General features: G+C 43.3%; 18 protein-coding genes. 12 read left to right on the top strand and 6 right to left on the bottom strand.

Going from position 1 to position 24062, the window contains the following annotated elements; genetic code table 11:
* The first annotated feature begins 21 nt into the window (after positions 1–21).
* The 4 genes from NQ546_RS06155 (at position 22) to NQ546_RS06140 (ending at position 4353) form a co-directional block, all read left to right on the top strand.
* The gene (locus NQ546_RS06155) at positions 22–813 is read left to right on the top strand and encodes a Cof-type HAD-IIB family hydrolase (RefSeq protein WP_004289171.1); all 792 of its coding nucleotides are present in this window, start codon (positions 22–24) and stop codon (positions 811–813) included.
* 32 nt (positions 814–845) lie between these two features.
* On the top strand, positions 846–2588 hold the full coding sequence (locus tag NQ546_RS06150; RefSeq protein WP_004289170.1) for an ATP-dependent DNA helicase: 1743 nt from the start codon (positions 846–848) through the stop codon (positions 2586–2588).
* A gap of 63 nt (positions 2589–2651) precedes the next feature.
* Positions 2652–3266 carry an L-threonylcarbamoyladenylate synthase gene (locus NQ546_RS06145; RefSeq protein ID WP_004289169.1) on the top strand — a complete coding sequence of 205 codons (615 nt, stop codon included), beginning with the start codon at positions 2652–2654 and terminating at the stop codon, positions 3264–3266.
* Between the two features lie 76 nt (positions 3267–3342).
* Entirely contained in the window at positions 3343–4353 is a 1011-nt protein-coding gene (locus tag NQ546_RS06140; protein ID WP_004289168.1) for an AI-2E family transporter, read from the top strand.
* Positions 4354–4433: 80 nt separating this feature from the next.
* On the opposite strand, the gene nagB is transcribed toward NQ546_RS06140, so the two are convergent.
* From nagB to NQ546_RS06120, 4 genes are all read right to left on the bottom strand, one after another.
* Positions 4434–5246 (bottom strand): glucosamine-6-phosphate deaminase, encoded by an 813-nt coding sequence (nagB, locus tag NQ546_RS06135; protein ID WP_004289167.1) that lies wholly within the window; start codon positions 5244–5246, stop codon positions 4434–4436.
* Between the two features lie 109 nt (positions 5247–5355).
* Positions 5356–6555, bottom strand: coding sequence for an FprA family A-type flavoprotein (locus NQ546_RS06130; protein ID WP_004289166.1), 1200 nt, complete (start codon positions 6553–6555; stop codon positions 5356–5358).
* A 62-nt stretch (positions 6556–6617) separates the two neighbouring features.
* Positions 6618–7544, bottom strand: coding sequence for a TIGR01212 family radical SAM protein (locus tag NQ546_RS06125; protein ID WP_004289165.1), 927 nt, complete (start codon positions 7542–7544; stop codon positions 6618–6620).
* Between the two features lie 234 nt (positions 7545–7778).
* Positions 7779–8456: an MIP family channel protein gene (locus tag NQ546_RS06120; protein WP_004289164.1), complete on the bottom strand. Its 678-nt coding sequence runs from the start codon at positions 8454–8456 to the stop codon at positions 7779–7781.
* Between the two features lie 376 nt (positions 8457–8832).
* Between NQ546_RS06120 and NQ546_RS06115 the strand changes: the two genes are divergently transcribed.
* Genes NQ546_RS06115 through NQ546_RS06105 form a run of 3 tightly spaced genes read left to right on the top strand, consistent with a single transcriptional unit; the run spans position 8833 to position 13092 of the window.
* A complete protein-coding gene (locus NQ546_RS06115; protein ID WP_004289163.1) occupies positions 8833–11049 on the top strand; it encodes a S9 family peptidase in 2217 nt (738 codons plus the stop codon).
* On the top strand, positions 11050–11919 hold the full coding sequence (gene lipA / locus NQ546_RS06110) for a lipoyl synthase (RefSeq protein WP_004289162.1): 870 nt from the start codon (positions 11050–11052) through the stop codon (positions 11917–11919).
* Positions 11920–11973: 54 nt separating this feature from the next.
* On the top strand, positions 11974–13092 hold the full coding sequence (locus tag NQ546_RS06105; protein ID WP_004289161.1) for a hypothetical protein: 1119 nt from the start codon (positions 11974–11976) through the stop codon (positions 13090–13092).
* Here NQ546_RS06105 and NQ546_RS06100 read toward each other — a convergent pair.
* Both NQ546_RS06100 and NQ546_RS06095 read right to left on the bottom strand, forming a co-directional pair.
* Positions 13058–13762, bottom strand: coding sequence for an SAM-dependent methyltransferase (locus NQ546_RS06100; RefSeq protein WP_004289160.1), 705 nt, complete (start codon positions 13760–13762; stop codon positions 13058–13060). The genes NQ546_RS06105 and NQ546_RS06100 overlap by 35 nt on opposite strands.
* A 102-nt stretch (positions 13763–13864) precedes the next feature.
* Positions 13865–14722, bottom strand: a complete 858-nt coding sequence (locus tag NQ546_RS06095; protein ID WP_004289159.1) for an enoyl-ACP reductase FabI — start codon at positions 14720–14722, stop codon at positions 13865–13867.
* Positions 14723–15069: 347 nt separating this feature from the next.
* Between NQ546_RS06095 and NQ546_RS06090 the strand changes: the two genes are divergently transcribed.
* From NQ546_RS06090 to NQ546_RS06070, 5 genes are all read left to right on the top strand, one after another.
* Complete coding sequence (locus NQ546_RS06090; RefSeq protein WP_004289158.1) at positions 15070–16671, top strand: glycoside hydrolase family 28 protein; 1602 nt, start codon at positions 15070–15072, stop codon at positions 16669–16671.
* A 136-nt stretch (positions 16672–16807) separates the two neighbouring features.
* Positions 16808–18037, top strand: a complete 1230-nt coding sequence (locus NQ546_RS06085) for a DUF4861 domain-containing protein (protein WP_004289156.1) — start codon at positions 16808–16810, stop codon at positions 18035–18037.
* Positions 18038–18050: 13 nt separating this feature from the next.
* Positions 18051–19727: a glycoside hydrolase family 43 protein gene (locus NQ546_RS06080; RefSeq protein WP_004289155.1), complete on the top strand. Its 1677-nt coding sequence runs from the start codon at positions 18051–18053 to the stop codon at positions 19725–19727.
* 85 nt (positions 19728–19812) lie between these two features.
* Positions 19813–20466, top strand: a complete 654-nt coding sequence (locus tag NQ546_RS06075) for an HAD family hydrolase (protein ID WP_004289154.1) — start codon at positions 19813–19815, stop codon at positions 20464–20466.
* A 372-nt stretch (positions 20467–20838) separates the two neighbouring features.
* Positions 20839–24045 (top strand): SusC/RagA family TonB-linked outer membrane protein, encoded by a 3207-nt coding sequence (locus NQ546_RS06070; RefSeq protein ID WP_394364067.1) that lies wholly within the window; start codon positions 20839–20841, stop codon positions 24043–24045.
* Positions 24046–24062: the final 17 nt, after the last annotated feature.

Below are 24062 nucleotides of genomic sequence, written 5' to 3'. Positions count from 1 at the left end.
ACCAATTTAAAAGAGACATATATGATTAAAGCTCTGTTTTTTGACATTGACGGCACACTGGTGAGCTTCAAGACTCACCTGATTCCCACTTCCACCATCGAAGCACTGGAAGCCGCTAAGGCCAAAGGCATACAGATATTCATCGCAACCGGTCGCCCGCGCGTCATCATCAATAACCTCGCCCCTCTGCAAGACCGGAAGCTGATAGACGGCTACATCACCATGAATGGCGCCTATTGTTTTGTAGACGATACCGTCATCTACAAAAGCCCCATTCCGACAACCGAAGTGGACATACTGACAAAATTCTGCCACGAACGTAATATTCCCTGCATACTCGTAGGCGAACATGATATTTGTGCAAACCAACCGGGTGAGATTGTAACGGAAATATTCAATAATCAACTCAAAACAGACCCGATTGAACCACAACCCTATACCAACAACCATTCCAACAAAGAGTTTTACCAGTTAACGCCTTTCATCAATGCCGAAGAAGAGCAAATGATAGTACCCTTTCTTCCCAACTGTGAAATGGGACGCTGGCATCCGGCTTTTGTGGATGTCACCGCCAAAGGTAATACCAAACAGCATGGCATTGATGAAATAATCCGGCATTTCGGTATCCGCCTGGAAGAGACAATGGCTTTCGGCGACGGCGGGAATGACATCAGCATGCTACGCCATGCAGGCATCGGAGTTGCTATGGGCAACGCCAAAGACGATGTGAAAGTCATAGCCGATTATGTCACAGCAAGTGTTGACGACAACGGCATAGCCGATGCACTAAAACACTTTGGGATTTTGGAATAATTACTAATATCAATTACTAAATTACCGATAACTTGTCTTTTGTACCCGACACCCAGAACAAGGAGTTTCAAGATGCTTTGAACCTCATTCAGTACACTCGCCAGTCCGTTTTCCTGACGGGAAAAGCGGGTACAGGCAAGTCCACTTTTCTCCGGTATATCTGCGAGCATACCAAGAAGAAGCATGTGGTATTGGCTCCTACGGGAATTGCCGCTATCAATGCCGGAGGAAGCACATTACACAGTTTCTTCAAACTGCCGTTTTATCCTCTCCTGCCCGACAATCCCGACTTCAGCTTACAACGAGGTCGTATCCATGAATTTTTCAAGTACACCAAACCTCATCGTAAACTGCTCGAAGAACTGGAACTGATTATCATCGACGAGATTTCCATGGTGCGGGCAGACATCATCGACGCTGTCGACCGCATCTTACGTGTCTATTCACGCAATCTCCGGGAACCTTTCGGCGGAAAACAAATCCTGCTGGTGGGTGATGTCTTTCAGTTGGAGCCTGTGGTGAAAGGAGACGAACGGGAAATACTGAATCGCTTCTATCCCACTCCCTATTTTTTCTCTGCAAGAGTTTTCAATCAGATAGATCTTGTATCGATCGAACTGCAAAAAGTCTATCGCCAAACGGATGCAACATTTGTCGGCGTATTGGACCACATACGAAACAATACAGTGGGCGCTACCGACCTTCAACTGCTCAACACCCGCTATGGCACACAAATAGAGGAGTCCGAAGCGGATATGTATATCACTCTCGCCACCCGCCGCGACAATGTGGACCATATCAATGACAAGAAACTTGCAGAACTGCCGGGAGAACCCGTTACATTCAGCGGTGAAATCACAGGCGACTTCCCCGAAAGCAGCCTTCCCACCTCACAGGAACTGGTGCTCAAACCGGGTGCTCAAATCATCTTCATAAAAAATGACTTCGACCGCCGCTGGGTAAATGGCACAATCGGCATCATCAGTGGTTTCGATCCCTTTGAAGAAACACTCTATGTCATTACGGACGACGGCAAGGAGTGTGATGTGAAGCGGGAATCATGGCGGAACATCCGTTATAAATACAACGAGGAGAAGAAACAAATCGAAGAAGAAGAGTTGGGTACGTTTACCCAATACCCCATACGGTTAGCATGGGCCATCACCATTCATAAAAGTCAGGGACTGACTTTCAGCCGGGCGGTTATCGACTTCACCGGAGGAGTATTTGCCGGCGGGCAGGCATATGTGGCACTCAGCCGATGTACCTCTTTGGAAGGAATACAACTGAAGAAGCCCGTCAGTCGTGCCGACGTATTTGTGCGTCCCGAAATCATAGGATTTGCCGAACGTTTCAATAACCGCCAGGCCATTGACCGCGCCCTGAAACAGGCACAGGCAGACGTACAATACGCAGCGGCAACCAAAGCGTTTGATAAAGGCGACTTCGATACTTTCCTCAACGAATTTTTCAAAGCGATCCATTCCCGCTATGACATAGAGAAGCCTGTTGTGCAACGCCTTATCCGTAAGAAACTAAACATCATCAATCGGCTGCGCGAAGAAAACCGCTCTTTGAAGCAAGCGGCTATTGAAAAAGAAAAGTCTTTGGTGAAATACGCCCGCGAATACATCATCATGGGCGACGAGTGTCTCAAACTGGAGATGAAAGAAGCCGCCATGAAGAACTATGAAAAAGCCGTTGCACTCTGCCCCAAATTCAAAGAGGCATGGAAGAAGATTAAAAAATTAGAGAAAGAGATGCTAAAAAGGTGATTCTCTTGCTTTTGAGAATATTTACGAGTATTTTTACGCCCAACTTATTAATCCGATAGTATCATGCTTCTGAAACTTTATGAGAAAAACAACAGTGCGGCAGATTTACAACAAGTAATCGACATCCTGAACAACGGCGGAATCATCATCTACCCTACCGATACCATGTATGCTATCGGCTGTCATGGATTAAAAGAGCGTGCGATAGAACGCATCTGCCAGCTCAAGGCTATTGACCCGAAAAAAAACAATCTTTCCATCATCTGCTATGACCTGAGCAGTATTAGCGAATATGCCAAATTCGACAACAATACGTTCAAGTTAATGAAACGCAACTTACCGGGTCCTTTTACTTTCATCTTAAATGGTACTGTCCGTCTCCCAAAGATTTTCCGCAACCGTAAGGAAGTAGGTATCCGTATGCCCGACAACCCGATTATTCAAGAACTGGCACGCTTTCTGGATGCTCCTATCATGACCACAACCCTTCCCTATGAAGAAAACGAGGATATTGAATACTGTACCGACCCCGAATTGATTGATGAAAAGTTCGGCAATATCGTAGATTTGGTAATCGATGGCGGCATAGGCGGCATCGAAAGCTCCACAATAGTAGACTGTACCAATGGCGAAGCAGAAATCGTACGTCAGGGAAAAGGCTGGCTGGATGAAGGATAATAATTAGTCTCTCCATACTTTTCAAAACCTTTTCAGTCGTTGTTATGTTTCTTTCTCAAAAGAAGCAACAAACTCTATGAGTACAAAAGAACAATACTGGAAATATTCCCTGATTATCATCATCATTGGATTAGGAATCATACTGTTCAGACAGATTACCCCTTTCTTAAGCGGTTTATTGGGAGCATTGACCATTTATATACTGGTCAGACGCCAAATGATCTATTTGTCCGAGAAGCGAAAGATGAAACGGAGCATAGCTGCCACGATCATCACAGCAGAAGCTATTTTATGTTTTCTCATTCCTTTAGCATTGGTTGTATGGCTGGCAATAATAAACCTGCAAAACATCAATCTTGATCCGCAAGCCATTATCGCACCATTTGAACAAACGGCTGCTATCATCAAGGCAAAAACCGGATACAACATACTGGGAGGAGATAGCCTTTCTTTCGTTCTCTCATCCCTGCCACGCATCGGACAAACCCTAATGGGCGGCATCAGCAGCTTTGCTGTAAATATGTTTGTGCTCGTCTTCGTTCTCTACTTCATGCTGATAGGCGGAAAAAAAATGGAACAGTACGTCAACGGAATTCTTCCTTTCAATGAAACCAACACACAGAATGTAGTGCACGAAATCAATATGATTGTCCGCTCCAATGCCATTGGCATCCCCCTGCTTGCCATAATACAAGGCGGAGTAGCAATGATAGGCTATTGGATATTCGGCGCTCCCAATATTCTGTTTTCAGGCTTCCTGACAGGATTTGCCAGCGTTGTTCCCATGGTAGGCACAGCACTGATATGGGTCCCCATAGCCATATATATGGCATTGATTGGCAATTGGCTCCAAGCCATTGGCCTGGCAGCCTTCGGTGCCCTTGTCATCTCACAGCTTGATAACCTGATACGTTTTATTATCCAAAAGAAAATGGCGGACATTCATCCGCTTATCACTATCTTCGGAGTGGTCATCGGCCTTTCTCTTTTCGGATTCATGGGTGTCATTTTCGGTCCGCTGCTACTTTCCCTTTTCTTCCTTTTTGTCGATATGTTCAAAAAGGGATACCTGGATGGAGAAAAGTAACAAAAGGATATAGCTATAAATAAAACTGCCCATTCCTCCTATAACGAAAGAACGGGCAGACATTTATATGTAATACTCCTTTACTTCAACAAAGATGCCGGCTCCAGATGCTCAGCTTCGATATCCTTGAAGTAGCGATAAGTACCTACCTTCAACTCTACCGTAGCAGCATCGTCACAAACGATAATGCCCTTTTCGTGCATTTGCAGGGCACTGATTGTCCACATCTGCATGATAGGGCCTTCTACTGCATGATACAGCGCACGAGCTTTGTTATGACCGTTTACGATAATCATCACCTCTCTTGCACTGAGCACAGTACCCACGCCTACTGTCAACGATGTCTTAGGCACTTTGTTTACGTCATTATCAAAGAAACGGGAATTAGCAATAATAGTGTCGGTAGTCAATGTCTTCTGACGAGTGCGCGAAGACAAGGAAGAACCCGGTTCGTTGAATGCAATGTGCCCATCTGGACCAATACCGCCCATAAAGAGGTCAATGCCACCATATGACTTAATTTTTTCTTCATAGCGTGCACACTCCGCATCGAGGTCGGCGGCATTGCCATTCAAGATATTGGTATTTTCCGGTTTGATGTCAATGTGGCTGAAAAAGTTGTTCCACATAAAAGAATAATAGCTTTCGGGATGTTCCTTCGGCAAGCCGACATATTCATCCATATTGAAAGTCACTACATTCTGAAAAGACACGATGCCTTTCTTATTCAGGTCGATTAAAGCCTTATACATCCCCAAAGGAGAAGAACCGGTAGGACATCCCAATACAAACGGTTTTTCGGGTGTGGGATTAGCGGCTTTGATTTTGGCAGCTACATAATGCGCCGCCCACTGTGATACGGATTGATAATCCGGTTGAATGATTAGTCTCATTACAATTACTTTATTAGGTTAATAAATTTGTTCTATCATGAATTACAAAATACGAAGTACGCCAAATGAAACGGGGGAAAGAGAGACATCCGTAATTTGTAATTACTGATTATTTCCTGTCTTTCTTCAAACGTTCTGCCATAGCACGCGCCAAGAGTTCGCATTGCTCATAGGTGATGTCCTTCATAGCCTGCTTCATTTCCACCGGGTCACCTACGATTTCAAATTTACTTTTTTCAGCAAATTCACCCATGCGCTTCACTGCAGCACCTGCCCAACAGAATGAACCGAAATAGCCCAAATAACGTCCTTTCACCTCGCGTACCAGTATTTTGGAAAGCAGCGATTCTATTTCCGGATAAATCTGATTGCTATAAGTGGGACTACCCACAATCAGTCCCCGGTATTTGAATATATCGGCTATGATATAAGAAGGATTGCTCTTGCTGACATTGTGCATCACGATGTTCTTGATGCCCTGAACGGAAAGTTCCGCAGCTATTGCCTCTGCCATTTGTTCGGTATTGCCATACATGGAACCGTAGACTATGACTACACCTTCCTCAGCTGCATAACGGCTCAGACGGTCGTAGATACCGATAACCTTGGCTATATTGTCCGTCCACACAGGTCCATGAGTGGAACAAATGGTAGAGATAGGCAATCCGCCCAACTTTGCCAAAGCCTTCTGTACAGGAGAACCGTATTTACCTACGATATTAGAATAGTAACGTACCATTTCATCCCAATACTTATCCAGATTCATACGCGTATCCAGGAAACCTCCGTCGAGCGTACCGAAGCAACCGAAGCCGTCACCGGAAAAAAGCACCCCTTCCGTTTCATCAAAGGTCATCATTGTTTCGGGCCAATGCACCATAGGTGTCATATAGAAACGGAGTTTATGGTGCCCTAAAGCCAGAAAATCCTCATCTTTCACCATATATTGCTCGCCCGTTACGCCATAAAATCCTTCTATCATACCGAAAGTCTGCTTATTGCCAACTATAATGATGTCGGGATAATGTTGTTTGATTAAGCGAATAGATCCGGAATGATCTGGCTCCATGTGGTTGATGATAAGATACTGAATAGGGCGTTCGCCAATGATACTTTTTATTTTCCGAAGATAAACCTCAAAGTAACAAATGTCTACCGTATCGATCAATGCAACTGTTTCATCGTCTATCAGGTAGGAGTTATAAGACACTCCATAAGGCAATGGCCACATACCTTCAAACAAATGCTTATTGCGATCATTCACTCCCACGTAGTGGATTTTTCCTTTTATCACTGTTTTTGGGTTCATTGTTTTTATCCTCTATTTAGATTGATTCCATATTTAGCAACGGCAAAAATAAGGCTTTTTTCTCACATTTCATACTTCTTCCCTTGATATGCATCAAGTTCTTTCATTCTTTTTTGAACCCGGTGGTTAAATTCATAATTTTTCAGTCCCCAGTCCGGTGCTATAAGTAAGTCTTTCGGAGACTGCGAAACAAAACGCTCCAAAACAATGTCCGGACGAAGATGTTCCACATAGTCTACAACAAGATCAATATACTCCTCTACATCAAAGAGGTGGAAGTCTTCGGGGTTCTGCTCATATTCCAAAGCCATACGAGTACCCCGTATCAGCTGTAACTGATGAATTTTCAGCGTAGTAAGCGGTAGTTGCGACAAATCATGCGCCTGTGCCACGATACTTTGACGGGTTTCGCCCGGCAAGCCCAGAATCACATGCCCGCCTGTCAATATGCCACAAGCCGCCGTCCGGCACACTGCATCAGCGGTGGTCTGAAAAGTATGCCCGCGATTAATTCGGCGGAGTGTTTCATCACAAGTACTCTCAATGCCATATTCCACCAAAAGGAAAGTATGCTTATTGATGCTTTCCAAATACCGGAGCAGATCATCCGGCATACAATCCGGGCGAGTGCCGATGACCAGCCCTACCACTCCTTCTACTGACAGCGCCTCTTCATATTTCCGTTTCAAAGACTCCAATTCGCCGTATGTATTTGTATAAGCCTGAAAGTAGGCCAGATACTTCATTTCCGGATATTTATGGGCGAAGAAACGTTTTCCTTCCTCCAGTTGCAAACATATCGGTTTCTCTGTGCGGCAGTAGTCCGGATTAAAAGTCTGGTTATTGCAATAGGTACAACCGCCATATCCTTTATTTCCGTCACGATTGGGACAAGTGAAACCTGCATTCAACGAAATTTTCTGCACTTTATATGGGAAATAACGTTTCAGAAACGCGGGAAATTCATTATAACGAGATGTTGTACTCATAGTTCTATTATATTTAAAAGCAAAAATAGGTATTTTACATTATATATTACATTAATATAGGCAGCTTTCTCGTGTTTTTCATTTTCAGCCTGCTCAAACACAAAAAAAGAACCTACTGACGTCAGCCAGTAGGTTTCTTTATTCTATCTATTTAAACAAATAAAAGCGCCCTGTTTAGAAGGTATTAAAAACAGCAACCTCCCCATTCAGGAAAATAAGCTTACCCATCACATGTCAACCCTTTTTTTCTGCAAATATATTCCACACTCCAGCACTCAAAGCCGCACCGATGAATGGACCAATAATGAAAATCCAAAGTTGGCTTAATGCCTCTCCTCCCTGAAAAAGAGCAGGCCCTATACTACGTGCCGGATTGACCGAAGTCCCGGTATAACGAATACAAGCCAAGTGAACAAGTACCAAAGAAAGGCCAATGGCAAGTCCTGCAAAATTTCCTGCACCTTTCTGGGCATCGGTAGTACCCAGCACAACCAGAACAAACACAAATGTGAACACAACTTCAGCCAACAGACCACCCATTATGGAAACTCCTTCCTGACAGACATTGGCACCCGTTCCTACCAAACTGGCATTAGAAGTCAATCCCCAAAGAATCACAGAGCCTAAAATAGCTCCAATCACTTGAAACAGCATATACATACCTGCTTCTTTCCCACTAATGCGTCCGGACAGTAAACATCCCAAGGTTATTGCCGGATTGATATGACAACCGGAAATACCGCCAATAGTGTATGCCATAGCTACTACCGAGAGCCCAAAAGCAAGTGCGGTTCCTATCACCGTAGATGATAAATTGGGATCGGCTGATGTACATGATAAACTGATTGCTGTGCCACAACCCATGAGGACGAGAACCATAGTTCCGAACATTTCTGCAATGTACTTTTTCATAACTACAATTTATTAAATTAAACTTGTCGCGTTTCCATGTATCTCCACAAAAAGACTGCACAGTAAACACAAAATAACTTATGCCACAAATATAATATTTAAGTTACACATAGCTTATATTTCTTTCTTTAAAGTATGCAAGATCCTTCACTAATACAGAAAAAATGTTCATAAATACCTCTAAATCTATATTAAAAGCGCTTTCTGTCAAAAGGCATAGCTACAAAACTGCCCCCTCTTAATAACACGCAAATATCAGACATGTAAAATCAACAAAAAGTCACCAGTAAAAGACAAGCAGGGAATTTATCATTTATTAATTAGATTAGATTTTCTCTTTATCGTATATTTGTACCCAATAACCGAATTAAGAGATATGAAAAAGATAAGTTTTGCACTTCTTTTCTGCCTTTGTACACTGGCAAGTTTTGCCCAAAGCGGCAAACCACTCAATTTAAAAGAGATTGTATCCGGGGAATTTATTCCTCAAGGAATTTCAGGCGTTATTCCTATCCCGGGAGACGGGGAGCACTATTCGCAAATGAATGCGGATAAGACTCAAATTATCAAATACTCTTTCAAAACAGGTAAACCGGTGGAAGTGTTGTTCGACGCCGCTACCGCCCGCGAATGTCCGTTCAAGAAGTTCGACAGTTACAGTTTTTCTCCGGACGGTAGCAAATTGCTTATCGCAACCGAAACAACTCCAATCTACCGCCGTTCCTATACGGCAGTACACTATATATATAGTCTGAAGCGAAATTTGGACGGCAAGATAAACAATGTAGTAGAAAAGCTGTCAGACGGCGGTCCTCAACAAATTCCTGTTTTCTCGCCCGACGGATATCAGGTGGCCTTTGTTCGTGACAACAATATTTTCCTCGTGAAACTGCTCTACGGCAACAGCGAAAGCCAGGTAACCGAAGACGGCAAACGCAATGAAGTATTGAACGGTATTCCCGACTGGGTATATGAAGAAGAGTTTGCTTTTAACCGCGCATTGGAATTCAGTCCCGACAGCAAGATGTTGGCGTTCATCCGTTTTGACGAGAAGGAAGTGCCGTCGTATACTTTCCCTGTATTTGCCGGAGAAGCGCCTCATATGACTCCTTATGAAAAATATCCGGGAGAATATACCTATAAATATCCCAAAACTGGTGAAAAGAACTCAAAAGTATCCGTACATACTTTTGACATCAAATCCAAAGTAATTCGTAAAATCAACGTTCCGCTGGAAGAAGGGGGATATATCCCACGCATCCGTTTTACGCAAGATCCGAACAAGCTGGCGGTTATGACGTTGAATCGCCACCAAAACCGGTTCGATCTGTACTTTGCCGATCCGCGCAGCACCGTCTGCAAGCTTGCCGTACGCGACGAAAGCGACACTTATATTCGTGAAAATGTATTCGATAACATCATTTTCTACCCGGAAAACTTCAGTTTCGTCAGCGAAAAGAGCGGATACAACCACTTGTACTGGTATAGCATAGGCGGAAACCTTATCAAACAGGTTACTTCCGGCCCTTATGAAGTGCAGGACTTCCTGGGTTATGACCCCGAAGATGACTGTTTCTATTTCAGCAGTAACGAAGAAAGCCCGCTACGCAGCGCTATCTATAAGATAGACCGCAAAGGCAAGAAGATTAAGTTATCGTCACAAGCCGGAACAAATAGCGCACAGTTCAGTACAGATATGAAGTACTTCATGAACCGTTACTCAAATTTAGATACTCCTACTGTCATTACCCTGAATGATAATACAGGGAAGACATTGACTACGCTTGTAGACAACGCTGTTCTAAAGCAAAAGTTAAGAGGATATGATATGCCCCAAAAAGAGTTTTTCTCGTTTCAAACCTCTGACGGAATTACCCTGAACGGTTGGATGATGAAGCCGACCAACTTCTCCTCCAGCAAAAAATATCCGGCTTTGATGTATCAGTACAGCGGTCCCGGTTCGCAACAGGTTCTTGACAAGTTCGGTGTGAGTTGGGAGACATATATGGCATCTCAAGGATACGTTGTAGTATGTGTAGACGGACGTGGAACCGGCGGACGCGGTGCGGAATTTGCCAAAGTAACTTATCTGAACCTCGGTATCAAAGAAGCCAAAGACCAGGTAGAAACGGCTTTATATTTGGGACGGCAACCTTATGTGGACAAAGACCGTATCGGCATATGGGGCTGGAGTTATGGCGGATACATGACCATTATGAGCATGAGTGAAGGAACTCCGGTGTTCAAAGCAGGAGTTGCCGTTGCTCCGGTCACCGACTGGAATTATTACGATACCGTATACGGTGAGCGTTTCATGCGCACCCCGAAAGAAAACGCCGAAGGTTATAAAGCTTCATCCGCCTTTACACGTGCCAACAATTTGCATGGTAACCTGTTATTAGTACATGGCATGGCTGACGACAACGTTCATTTCCAGAATTGTGTGGAATACGCCGAGCACCTCGTACAACTTGACAAGCAATTTGATATGCAGGTTTACACCAATCGTAACCACAGTATATTTGGCGGTAACACCCGTTTACATCTGTACACCAAGTTGACGAATTTCTTTAACCGGGAGTTGAAAAAATAAATGACTGAAAGAGTACGTAAGCCGGAATGGCTCAAAATCAGTATCGGCGCTAACGAACGTTACACCGAAACAAAGCGCATTGTAGAATCCCACTGCCTGCATACAATCTGCAGCAGTGGGCGCTGTCCCAATATGGGAGAATGTTGGGGAAGAGGTACAGCCACTTTCATGATAGGCGGAGACATCTGTACCCGTTGCTGCAAATTCTGCAATACGCAAACTGGCAAACCTATGCCCTTGGATCCGAAAGAACCCGTACACGTAGCCGAATCTATCGCCTTAATGAAGCTCTCTCATGCCGTTGTCACTTCTGTGGACAGGGATGACCTGCCGGATCTTGGTGCAGCTCATTGGGCGCAAACGATTCGTGAAATCAAACGCCTCAACCCCGAAACGACTGTTGAAGTATTAATTCCCGACTTTCAGGGCAGAAAAGAGCTGATAGATAAAGTAATCGAAGCCCAACCGGAAATAATCTCCCATAATATGGAAACAGTGAAACGTATCAGTCCACTGGTACGGAGCGCAGCCCGCTATGAAACAAGCCTTGAAGTGCTGCGACAAATAGCAGAAAGCGGTACCACCACCAAATCCGGTATCATGGTCGGTCTTGGAGAAACTCCGGATGAAGTGGAAGAACTAATGGATGACTTACGCAATGCAAATTGCCAGCTACTTACTATCGGACAATATTTACAGCCTACGCATAAACATTATGCGGTAGCCGAATATATTACTCCCGCCCAATTTGCCATTTACAAAGAGCTTGGATTAAAGAAAGGGTTCACCCAAGTGGAAAGTGCACCATTGGTTCGTTCATCTTACCATGCAGAAAAATCGACCCTATATCTACAAAAAAGGATGAAATAAAGAACATTTCACACAAGCCGTTTGTTAAAAAGGAAACGGCAAAATAACATAAGAATGGGCAAGCAAAAAGTTCTATCATCCAAGTTTAATATGTCGCTGGGATATATTCCCGTCATTATATCCATTATATTATGCGAATTCATAATACAAGACATAGCTATCTACATCGGTACAGGTGTAGGATTATTGTTTAGCATCTATATGTTGCAACGCAAAGGCTCACATGTCCCCCCGATTATACTATATTGCACAACAGGAATGTTATTGCTATTGACTATAACGTCCTTTTTCTCCACCGATTACTGTTCGGAAGCAATGTTTCCATTGACATTGGAAATCAGTGCCATTATTCCGCCATTCGTTATCTTTCTGAACAGAAAACGCTTCTTAAATTACCACGCCGCCCAAACTCATAAATGCTGCAAACAATTTTTCGCACAAGGAGCCGAAGCTGCCATAGTATCTGCCCGCGTGTTACTGCTTTTTGGATTCTTACATTTCCTTATCATATTACTCACCATATTTTTCGGTCATCCGCTGAGTAACACGACACGATATGTTTTATTCCGTATCGTTCCTCCCAGTGTATTCATACTGAGTATTCTGTTCAACCAATTCGGTATATACTATTTCAATAAGGTGATGAAACATACCGTATTCATACCCATAGTAACTACAAAAGGAGATGTCATTGGCAAAGCGATAGCCTCAGAAGCTATTAACCGGAAAAATGAATATATCAATCCGGTCATTCGCATCACCGTAGCCGCACATGGCATGTTGTTCTTATTGCCACGCCCTCAGTGTTGCATGTTTGAGAAGGGCAAAACAGACCTGCTAATGGAAAGCTATTTGTTATATGGAGAGACTTTAGAACAAGGAATAAAAAGAGTATTACTGAATACCCTGCCAACAGCTTCATTGCAGGATCTCCACTTTAACTTTATGTATCATTTTGAAAATGAAGCGACCAATCGCCTGATTTATCTCTTCACTCTGGATTTGGATGATGATTCGATCTTATGCAACAAAAAGTTTAAAGGTGGAAAGCTTTGGACATTTCAGCAAATAGAACACAATCTTCATCGAAACTTCTTCAGCAGTTGTTTCGAACATGAATACGAACAGATAAAGGAGATTATTTATACAAGAGAAAAATACAAGGAATCTTAGAGAGATCGGGAACTCTCCCCTGCCATTCCTTCACTGTTTTAGTTTTAATATATTCTCCCTCACATGTAATATTGGCAGCAATACAGAGCTTTGTCTGAGGACGGCAATTATGCAGGATATCCTCTATCATCTTATTATTGCGATAAGGAGTTTCTATGAAAAGCTGGGTTTGATGCTCATTGTACACACGCTGTTCCAACGCCTTCAATTTCTTGGCACGTTCACCGGGTTCAATAGGCAAATATCCATGAAAAGCAAAGCTTTGTCCGTTGAAACCGGAACCCATAACCGACAATATAATCGAAGAAGGCCCCACCAGCGGAATCACCCTCAAGTTCTTGCGTTGGGCTATCGCCACAACATCCGCCCCCGGATCGGCAACTGCCGGACAACCAGCCTCAGAAATCACTCCCATAGAGTTTCCGTCTTCAAGCGGCATCAAATATCCGGAAATATCTTCCGGTGATGTATGTTTATTAAGCGTATAGAACGTAAGCGAGTCAATATCTATTTCCCTATCTACTTTCTTCAAAAAACGACGTGCCGAACGCACATCCTCTACTATAAAATAGCGGATACCCAAAATAACTTCTTTATTATAAGAAGGCAATACTGTTTCAACAGGAGTGTCTCCTAAAGTAACAGGTAACAGATAAAGCGCAGGAAGCATGGCAATGATTGGTAGTTAGCAACTAGTGATTAATGATTAGCTATTAATGATTAGTGGCTTGCCATAAGCCGGCATAGCCAACTAATCATCAATCACTATTTATTATCCATAAATTATATTTCCGTTTTCATCTTTGTATTCATCCAGACCTTTTTCATAAGTAGCCATGGCACGCAGACTCATACCTACACTGGAGAAACCTCCGTCGTGGAACAGATTCTGCATAGTGACCTTACGAGTCAAGTCGGAGAACATAACGATACAGTAATCAGCACATTCATCAGCCGAAGCATTACCCAAAGGAGACATACGGTTGGCGAAGTCGAACAACTTGTCCATACCTTTTACTCCGGAACCTGCAGTAGTCATTGTAGGTGACTGTGAAATCGTGTTGACACGTACATTGTGCTCACGTCCGTAGATGTAACCGAAACTACGGGCGATAGACTCCAACAGTGCTTTCGCATCCGCCATGTCGTTGTAACCATAGAACGTACGTTGTGCAGCTACATAACTCAAAGCCAGAATAGAACCATATTCAGCAATAGCATTCATCTTCTTGGCAGCTTGTATCATCTTATGGAAAGAAACAGCCGAAATGTCCAGCGTTTTATCCAACATATCATAATCAAGATTATCGTATGTACGTTTCTTACGTACGTTAGGAGACATACCGATAGAATGGAGAACGAAATCCACCTGGCCGCCCAGCACTTCCATAGAACGTTTAAACACATTCTCCAGATCTTCCACACTGGTAGCATCTGCTGCAATGACCTCGCAATTCAGCTTCTCGGCCAATGCCGAAACTTCACCCATACGTACAGCAACAGGTGTATTAGACAAGGTGATAGTGGCACCTTCTTCTACTGCTTTTTCCGCTACTTTCCAGGCAATGGATTGCTCATTCAGAGCACCGAATATAATGCCTCTTTTTCCTTTCAACAAATTGTAACTCATACCTTATTTTACTAAAATTGAGCTGCAAAGATAGTGCAAAAACCTCGAAAGCATGCAAAGAAAAGGCTAAAACCACAAAAAATACACCAAAACCAACAATTAGTACACATCATTTCAGCCAAATCCCGATACATTTGCAATAGGTAATTAAGAGGTTTTTTCATAATATTTAAAGGTTAGAAAATTAAGCCACTATTATTTCTTTCGTAAGCAACTCGTGAGAGCCGCTTACGGAAAGATAATAAAAAAGAGGAAAAACAAGAAATTAATAGCCGGATACGATGAAAACACCAGTCTTCAATCTACCTTGTAACTGCATATAATTAGTAATTAATATAGTATCACGAATGGACACATTATTCAAAAAGCTACTTGTGCTTACCACATTTTCTCTTGCGTTACTCCCTGTACAGAACGCTGCCCATGCCCAGTGCAAAAACTCCATAGATGAAAGCATCTATAAAGAGCTTCCTTTTAATATGCCAAAAGTAGAACAGCCTTCATTTCCGGATTATACAGTCAATATTCTGCAATTCGGGGCGAAAGGCGATGGAATTACCTTAAACACAAAAGCAATTAATGATGCCATTAAAGCAGTCAATGCAAAAGGTGGCGGCAAAGTGGTTATACCGGAAGGATTGTGGTTAACAGGTCCTATCGAACTGTTAAGTAATGTCAATCTATATACGGAAAAGAATGCATTGATTGTCTTTTCGGATGACTTCAATGCCTATCCTATTCTCGAAACATCATTTGAAGGCTTAAATACCCGCCGTTGCCAATCGCCTATCTCAGCACGCAACGCAGAAAACATAGCAATTACAGGCTACGGCGTATTCGACGGTTCGGGTGACAGTTGGCGTCCTGTAAAGAAAGGCAAACTTACCGCCGGACAATGGGATGCTCTCGTGAAGTCAGGTGGTGTTGTAGACAAATCCATATGGTATCCCACAGCCGGCTCATTAAAAGGAGCATTAGCCTGTAAAGAGTTCAATAATCCCGAAGGTATTGAGACCGAGGAAGAATGGAATGAAATCCGCCCATGGTTGCGCCCGGTATTACTGAATATCGTCAAGAGCAAAAAAGTCTTATTAGAAGGGGTTACGTTTAAAAACTCACCGAGTTGGTGTCTGCATCCGCTATCTTGCGAGCACATCACCATCAACCAGGTTAAGGTATTCAACCCCTGGTATTCTCAGAACGGTGACGCCTTAGATTTGGAATCCTGCAAGAATGCTCTGATAATCAATAACATTTTTGACGCCGGTGATGACGCTATTTGCATTAAATCCGGTAAAGACAAAGACGGACGCGAACGCGGCGAACCTTGTCAAAACGTCATCGTGAAAAACAACACAGTACTACATGGCCATGGCGGCTTTGTAGTGGGCAGTGAAATGTCCGGAGGTGTGAAAAACATCTATGTGGCAGACTGTACTTTCCTCGGTACAGATGTCGGTTTACGATTCAAAAGTACCAGAGGACGTGGCGGTGTTGTAGAAGGAATCTACATTCACAACATCCACATGATTGACATACCTCACGAACCACTACTGTTCGATTTATTCTATGGCGGTAAAGCAGCCGGCGAAGAAACGGAAGAAGATCTGAAAAGCCGCATGAAAGCATCCATACCTGAAGTGACTGTCGAAACACCTTCTTTCCGCAATATCCACATCTCCAACATTATCTGTAAAGGTTCCGGGCGTGCCATGTTCTTCAATGGATTGCCTGAAATGCCCATCAGGAATGTAACAGTAAAGAATGTGATCATCAGTGATGCCAAAGAAGGGGTTGTCATCAGCCAGGCAGAAGGTGTTGTACTGGAAAACATACACATAGAGACTAAAGGACATACACTGAATGTCAAGAATGCCAAAAACTTAAATATTGACGGAAAGACATATTCTGCCATTGGTGCAGAAGGAAAAGTTATGAATTTCAAGTAAATTCCGATAAGCAATGCAAACCGTTCAATGCGAGTTGCATAAATAACAAATCAAAGCAGACAGCTTTTTTAATCCAAAAGAGAGCTGTCTGTTCTTTTAGTTTAATTTTGTAACTGTAATTAAAATACACTCTGTTATGAGAACAGCCTTTTTAGCCGGTTTCCTGTTGTTGTGGACATCCATTCTTAGTGCGCAACCACAGACAAGTTTCAAAACGATCTCAATTGAAATAAGTAATTCATGGACAAAAGATAAAATCGATGCTCCGGTAGTTCTAAAGATTGAAGATTTACAATCCGGTTTCCATGTACGCTCAGCTGTCGTATTGAACGGTGAGGAAGAAATACCCTCACAATTGGATGACCTGAACGGAGACTTGCAAGCTGACGAGTTGGCTTTTGTCATGAATATTCCTGCCAACGAAACGAGTACGCTAACAATCACCTTGTCATCTGCCAAAACAAATAAGACCTACCCGGCACGTGTCTTTGCCGGAATGAGAATACGGGATATTCCAAAACAAAAGCGTACTCCCATACAGTCGGTTACCGTACCGGGCACCACTAATTTCTACAATATGGTACATGGCCATGGCCCAATGTTCGAATCTGAATTAGTCGCTTATCGCGTCTACTTCAACCAAAAGCAAACAATAGACCCTTACGGTAAATTCAACAAAGGACTTGAGATACAAGAAAGCAGCTTTTATCCCAATGCCGAACAACTTGCACGCGGGTTTGGAGATGATGTATTAATGGTTGGGAACAGTTGCGGTGTCGGAGCCTTGAAAGGCTGGGACGGAACAAAAGCCACCCATATAGAACCGGTAGCCTTCCGCACTGAAAGTATTCTTGCTTATGGACCTATACGCACTATCGTTGACGTAGCTGTAAAAGGTTGGAACTATCAAGGAAAAGAGTTGAACATGACCAACCGTTATATACTTTATGCGGGACATCGTGATCTGCTGGTAGAGACTTTCTTTGACGAACCGCTGAAAGATGAACTCTTTTGCACCGGTGTACAAAACATCATGGGCAACGAGACACTCTCGGATTCTGACCATAAAGGTTTAATAGGCAGTTGGGGAAGACACTGGCCTGTGAACGACACTGTGAAATATGCAAAGGAAACAGTAGGCATCGCCACTTATATTCCACAGAAATACATCCGCAAGGAAGTAAAAGACAAAGACAATTTCCTTTATACAGTTTCAGCACCGGGGAGCAACCGATTCCATTACTATACAATGTTCACTTCTTGCAAGGAAACCTTCGGTTATCCCACACCCGAAGCATGGTTTGCCTACATGCACAAATGGAAAGAAGAATTGCAGCATCCGGTTCAGGTGAAAATTAAAAACTAAAAAACCAAGCCACATGAAAACAAGAAAGACACTTTTAGGCATTTGCCTGCTGCTTGCATCACCGCTGGCTGCGCAAGAGAAGAATTATGTTTCCGAAGTATGGGTAGCCGACCAAGGCAACGGTAAATATAAGAATCCGATACTCTATGCAGACTATTCCGACCCGGACGCCTGTCGTGTAGGAGATGATTTCTATATGACCTCCTCCAGTTTCAACTGTCTGCCGGGCTTACAGATTCTACATTCCAAGGACCTCGTAAACTGGAGCATTATCGGTGCTGCCATCCCTTATACCCTGACTCCTATCGAAACGCCCGAACGCCCGGAACATGGTAACCGCGTATGGGCTCCTGCTATCCGTTATCATAACGGTGAATTCTACATATTCTGGGGGGATCCCGACCAGGGCGCCTTCATGGTAAAAGCCAAAGATCCGAAAGGCCCATGGACAGAACCCGTACTCGTTAAACCGGGTAAGGGAATTATAGACACTTGCCCTTTTTGGGATGAAAACGGAAAAGTATATATGGTACACGCCTATGCAGGAAGTCGTGCCGGATTGAAAAGCATCATTTCCATTTGCGAACTGAATACAGATGCCACCAAAGCCATCACACAGTCGCGCATCGTCTTCGACGGACATGAAGCGCATCAGACATGTGAAGGGCCGAAACTCTACAAAAGAGGAGACTATTACTATATATTCCATCCTGCAGGCGGCGTACCTACCGGGTGGCAGGTTGTGCTCCGTTCCCAAAACATATATGGCCCTTACGAATGGAAGAAAGTATTGGCACAAGGCAACAGCCCCGTCAACGGTCCTCACCAAGGAGCATGGGTAGACACCCCTACGGGCGAAGATTGGTTTCTTCATTTTCAGGATGTAGGCGCTTACGGGCGATTGGTACATCTGCAACCTATGAAATGGATAAACGATTGGCCTGTTATCGGCATAGACAAAGACGGTGACGGCTGTGGTGAACCGGTATCAGTTTATAAAAAGCCGGACGTAGGCAAAACATACCCTATCTGCACTCCACAGGAAAGTGACGAATTTGATGGCTACACCCTTTCCCCGCAATGGCAATGGCATGCCAATATCAATGAAAAATGGGCTTACTATGCAGGGGATCAAAGCATAATGCGGCTTTATTCTTATCCCGTTGTCAAAGAGTACAAAAATCTATGGGATGTAGCCAACTTATTATTGCAAAAGACACCTGCAGCCAACTTCACCGCTACCATGAAGCTGACCTTCAGACCTACGGGAAAATACAAAGGAGAGCGCACCGGTCTGGTCGTCATGGGCCTTGACTATGCCGGACTGATTCTGAAGAATACGGACAAAGGCCTGGTCTTGTCCCAAGTGTCCTGTCGTAAAGCCGACAAAGGCACTCCCGAAACAGTGAACGGCACAACCGATTTAAAAGATAACACTATTTACCTTCGTGCCAAATTTTCCTCTGACGGAAAGCGGATTTCCCAAAGTGAAGGCGGGCACGACCTGTTAGTAACATGCAACTTCAGTTATAGCCTCGATGGAAAGAAATACCAGTCGTTAGGTAATCCGTTTCAGGTAAAAGAAGGTAAATGGATCGGTGCTAAAGTGGGGATGTTCTGTACCCGTCCGGCCATTGTAACCAACGATGGCGGTTGGACAGACGTGGACTGGTTCAGAATCACAAAATAACAGATTCATATAGAAATCCACCGTAAATTTCTATACAACCCGGTGGATTATTATATCTTTGCACCTCAAATTAAAAAGAAGAGTAATGAAGAAGCTTGTTATATTCGACTTAGATGGTACACTGTTGAACACAATCGCCGATCTGGCACAAAGCACCAATCATGCCTTGAATGTACTTGGCTACCCTACACACGAAGAATCAGCCTATAACTTCATGGTAGGTAACGGTATTAACAAGCTGTTTGAACGGGCTCTTCCCGAGACTGCAAAGAATGAAGAGAATGTACTCCGCGTCCGCAAAGAATTCATTCCTTATTACGACGCACACAATGCAGATAAAAGCCACCCCTATCCCGGTATTCCCGAACTATTGGAACAAATACAGTCACAAGGATTACAGATTGCTGTTGCATCCAACAAATATCAGGCAGCAACACAAAAACTGATAGCACACTATTTTCCAAAAATACATTTCGTTGCAGTATTCGGACAGCGGGAAGGGGTCAATGTAAAGCCCGATCCCACCATTGTGGAAGACATTCTTGCCATTGCCAAAACAGATAAAAGAGATGTGCTCTACGTCGGCGACTCCGGAGTAGACATGCAGACAGCCATCAACGCCGGTGTAACTTCTTGCGGGGTGACTTGGGGATTCCGCCCACGAACCGAATTAGAGGAGTTCCATCCTGATTACGTTGTGGACAAAGCAGAAGAAATCATTGATATAATAATGGAATAACAGCATTACAAAGGGGCTGTCTCCATGCTTACTTAAAAATACACATCATCAAAAACAATTTTTCCACAAGACCTTTCCTGTTATCAATCCACATCTCTGGCCGCAAATAAATCTCACACCTGCCCGCCCTCTTTTCCAGACTTCGTTCAAACCGGCAACTTCTTTCTGCATTTCTGCTTTACAACATACTCCTGAAGGGTTTTAACTCCCTTATGCTACACAGATAACAAAAAGTACCAACCTAAAAACAAAAATTACACATCTACTTTTTCATATCAATTTACATTTGCAAAAAGGAGTTAACAATGTGTAGAGAAACTCATCTGAATGAGAAACACTTTTTAAATCATAAATATGCAAAGAATGTCTAAAATGAAGAACACGCGCACAATGTTACTATTCTTATTGGTAACCATGATATCGCTTGGCGTATCAGCGCAAAACGTAACCGTAAAAGGTACAGTGAAAGACAAAGCAGGAGAAACCGTTATCGGAGCCTCCGTAGTACAAAAAGGAAATACCGGCAATGGTACAATCACCGACATTGACGGTAATTACTCTCTAAACGTTCCGTCCAATTCGACTTTAATATTTTCTTACGTAGGTATGACTACACAAGAAATTGCCGTCAAAGGACAAAAAACTATCGATGTAATTTTGGCAGACGATGCACAAGCGCTGGAAGAAGTTGTGGTTATCGGATACGGCGCCGTTAAACGTAAGGACTTGACCGGTTCTGTTGCCACTGTCAATTCGGAAGTATTGGCAGCAGTACCCGTAGCTTCCGCTACCGAAGCATTAACAGGTAAAATGGCAGGTGTGCAGATTACGACTACAGAGGGTTCTCCCGATGCAGAAATGAAAATCCGCGTACGTGGTGGCGGTTCCATCACAGGAGACAACACTCCATTATTCATTGTTGACGGTTTCCCGGTTGAATCCATCTCCGATATTCCGGCATCAGACATCGAAGATATCACCGTATTGAAAGATGCATCTTCCACAGCCATTTATGGTTCACGTGGTGCCAACGGTGTAATTCTTGTAACAACCAAGTCTGGCAAGGAAGGAAAAGTAAGCGTCAGCTACAATGCTTATTACAGTTGGAAGAAAATAGCCAAAACACTCGATGTGTTATCCCCCAAAGATTATGCCAAGTGGCAATACGAACTGGCAGGCCTCATCAAATCCGATGATATGAGTTCTTATGAGAACTATTTTGGAGCCTACACAGATATGGACATGTATGACAATATACCTCATAATGATTGGCAAGACTTAACATTCGGTCGCACCGGTCATACATTCAACCACAATTTAAACATCAATGGCGGTAGTGATAAAATAAGATATGCGTTCAGTTATAGCCACATGAATGATAAAGCCATTATGGAAGGCTCCAACTACAAACGTGACAACTTCAGTTTGAAGCTGAATACCAAACCTGTAAAAAATGTAACATTGGACTTTTCTGCCCGTTACTCCGATACCGATATCAAAGGCGGTGGTGCAAATGATGTCAGCAGCACTTATGATTCGGATAAGCGTTTGAAGTATGCTGTAATTTACACTCCGATTCCACTCTCAAATCTTGATGCTTCAGCAGGCAGCTCTGACGACGACTTAGGAAATCTGTATCACCCGCTAACCGCTATTTCGGATAATGACCGCGAGCAAGAGCGTAAAACCCTGAATATAGCAGGCAGCTTCGGCTGGGAAATATTCAAAAATTTCAAAATAAAAACAGAAGTTGGTTATGACGACTATCGCAACAGCGACCAACGCTATTGGGGCCTTACAACTTATTACATTAAAAATGTGCCTTCGGACGCTAATCAAGGTAAGCCTGCCGCTCAATTCGCCAATACAAGCCGCCACAAATTCCGTAACACCAATACTATCAGCTATGATTTTTCCAAGTTATTCAAGGGAGACAGCCATCACTTAAATGCAATGATAGGACATGAATGGATTATAACCAAATCCAAAGTACTCACCGATATAGTTCATGGATTTCCAGAATCATTTACAGCAAAAGACGCATGGAAATTCTCTTCACAGGGGGTACCATTCTCTATTGACAACTACATCAATCCGGACGATAAATTATTGTCATATTTTGGTCGTATAAATTATGATTTCCAAAGTAAATACCTGATCAGTGCAACATTTCGTGCCGATGGTTCTTCCAAGTTTGCATCCGGTAACCAATGGGGGTATTTCCCTTCAGCAGCCGTTGCATGGCGTATTTCTTCCGAGCGTTTCATGGAAGGTACTCAATCCTGGCTGGATGATTTAAAACTTCGTTTCAGTTATGGTACTGCCGGAAACAACAATATTCCCTCCGGACAGATGAACTTAAATTACGTATCATCTGCAACATCATGGATAAACGGTTTCAGCAATTATTGGGCAGCATCTAAGACGATGCCCAACTCCGACTTGAAATGGGAAACGACCATAACCCGTAACATCGGTTTGGACTTTACAGTCTTAGGCGGCAAACTGAATGGTAGCATCGAAGCTTATCTGAATACCACCAAAGACCTGTTAATTCAGTTTCCTGTTTCCGGCACAGGATATGACTATCAATACCGCAACATGGGAGAAACTCAAAATAAAGGTATTGAAGCAACTCTTAACTGGACGGCTATCGACAAAAAGAATTTCGGTTTAAGCTTTAGCGCTAACATTGGTTTCAACAAGAACAAGATTAAAGATCTCGGTATTATGAACGATTTTGGAGCAGAAACCTACTGGGCTTCTTCTGAAATCGGTTATGACTTCTGGATCGCCAAAGGTGGTGCAGTGGGCAAAATGTATGGTTACCGTTCTGCCGGTCGCTATGAAGTCAGCGATTTCGAAGGCTATGATGCAACAAGCAAGAAATGGATTTTAAAAGAAGGAGTGACCGATGCATCGGCCGTTGTAGGTACATTACGGCCGGGTATGATGAAACTGCAAAATATTGACGGCAGTGAAGACAATAAAGTAACCTCTGACGACCGTGAGATTATTGGTGACGCCAATCCATTGCATACAGGTGGTTTCACAATCAATGCACGTGCATACGGTTTCGACTTAAGCGCTAACTTCAACTGGAGTTATGGTAACGATGTTTACAATGCCAACAAGATTGAATTTACTCAAACCGGTAAATATCAATATCGTAACATGATTTCAGACATGGCTGACGGAAAACGCTGGACCAACTTAAATGCCGACGGTACCATCTGTAATGACCCTGCCAAATTAGCAGAAATGAATGCAAACACCACAATGTGGTCTCCTTATACTGCACGTATGGTATTCAGCGATTGGGCCGTAGAAGATGCTTCATTCCTGCGCCTGAATACTTTAACTTTAGGATATACTCTACCTAAAGCCTTGCTTAATAAGGTAAAGATACAGAATCTGCGCTTCTATGTAACCGGTTACAATTTATTCTGCATCACCAATTACTCCGGATATGATCCTGAAGTCTCAACTATTCGCAAAACAAATCTGACTCCGGGTGTCGATTACTCAGCGTATCCCAAGAGCCGTCAGTTTGTCATAGGTGTCAATTTGAACTTCTAAACCACTAATAAAAAGAA

Source organism: Bacteroides eggerthii, from assembly GCF_025146565.1.
Taxonomy (GTDB): domain Bacteria; phylum Bacteroidota; class Bacteroidia; order Bacteroidales; family Bacteroidaceae; genus Bacteroides; species Bacteroides eggerthii.
Note: the sequence above shows the minus strand (reverse complement) of the source record. Positions and strands in the feature narration are given on the sequence as shown.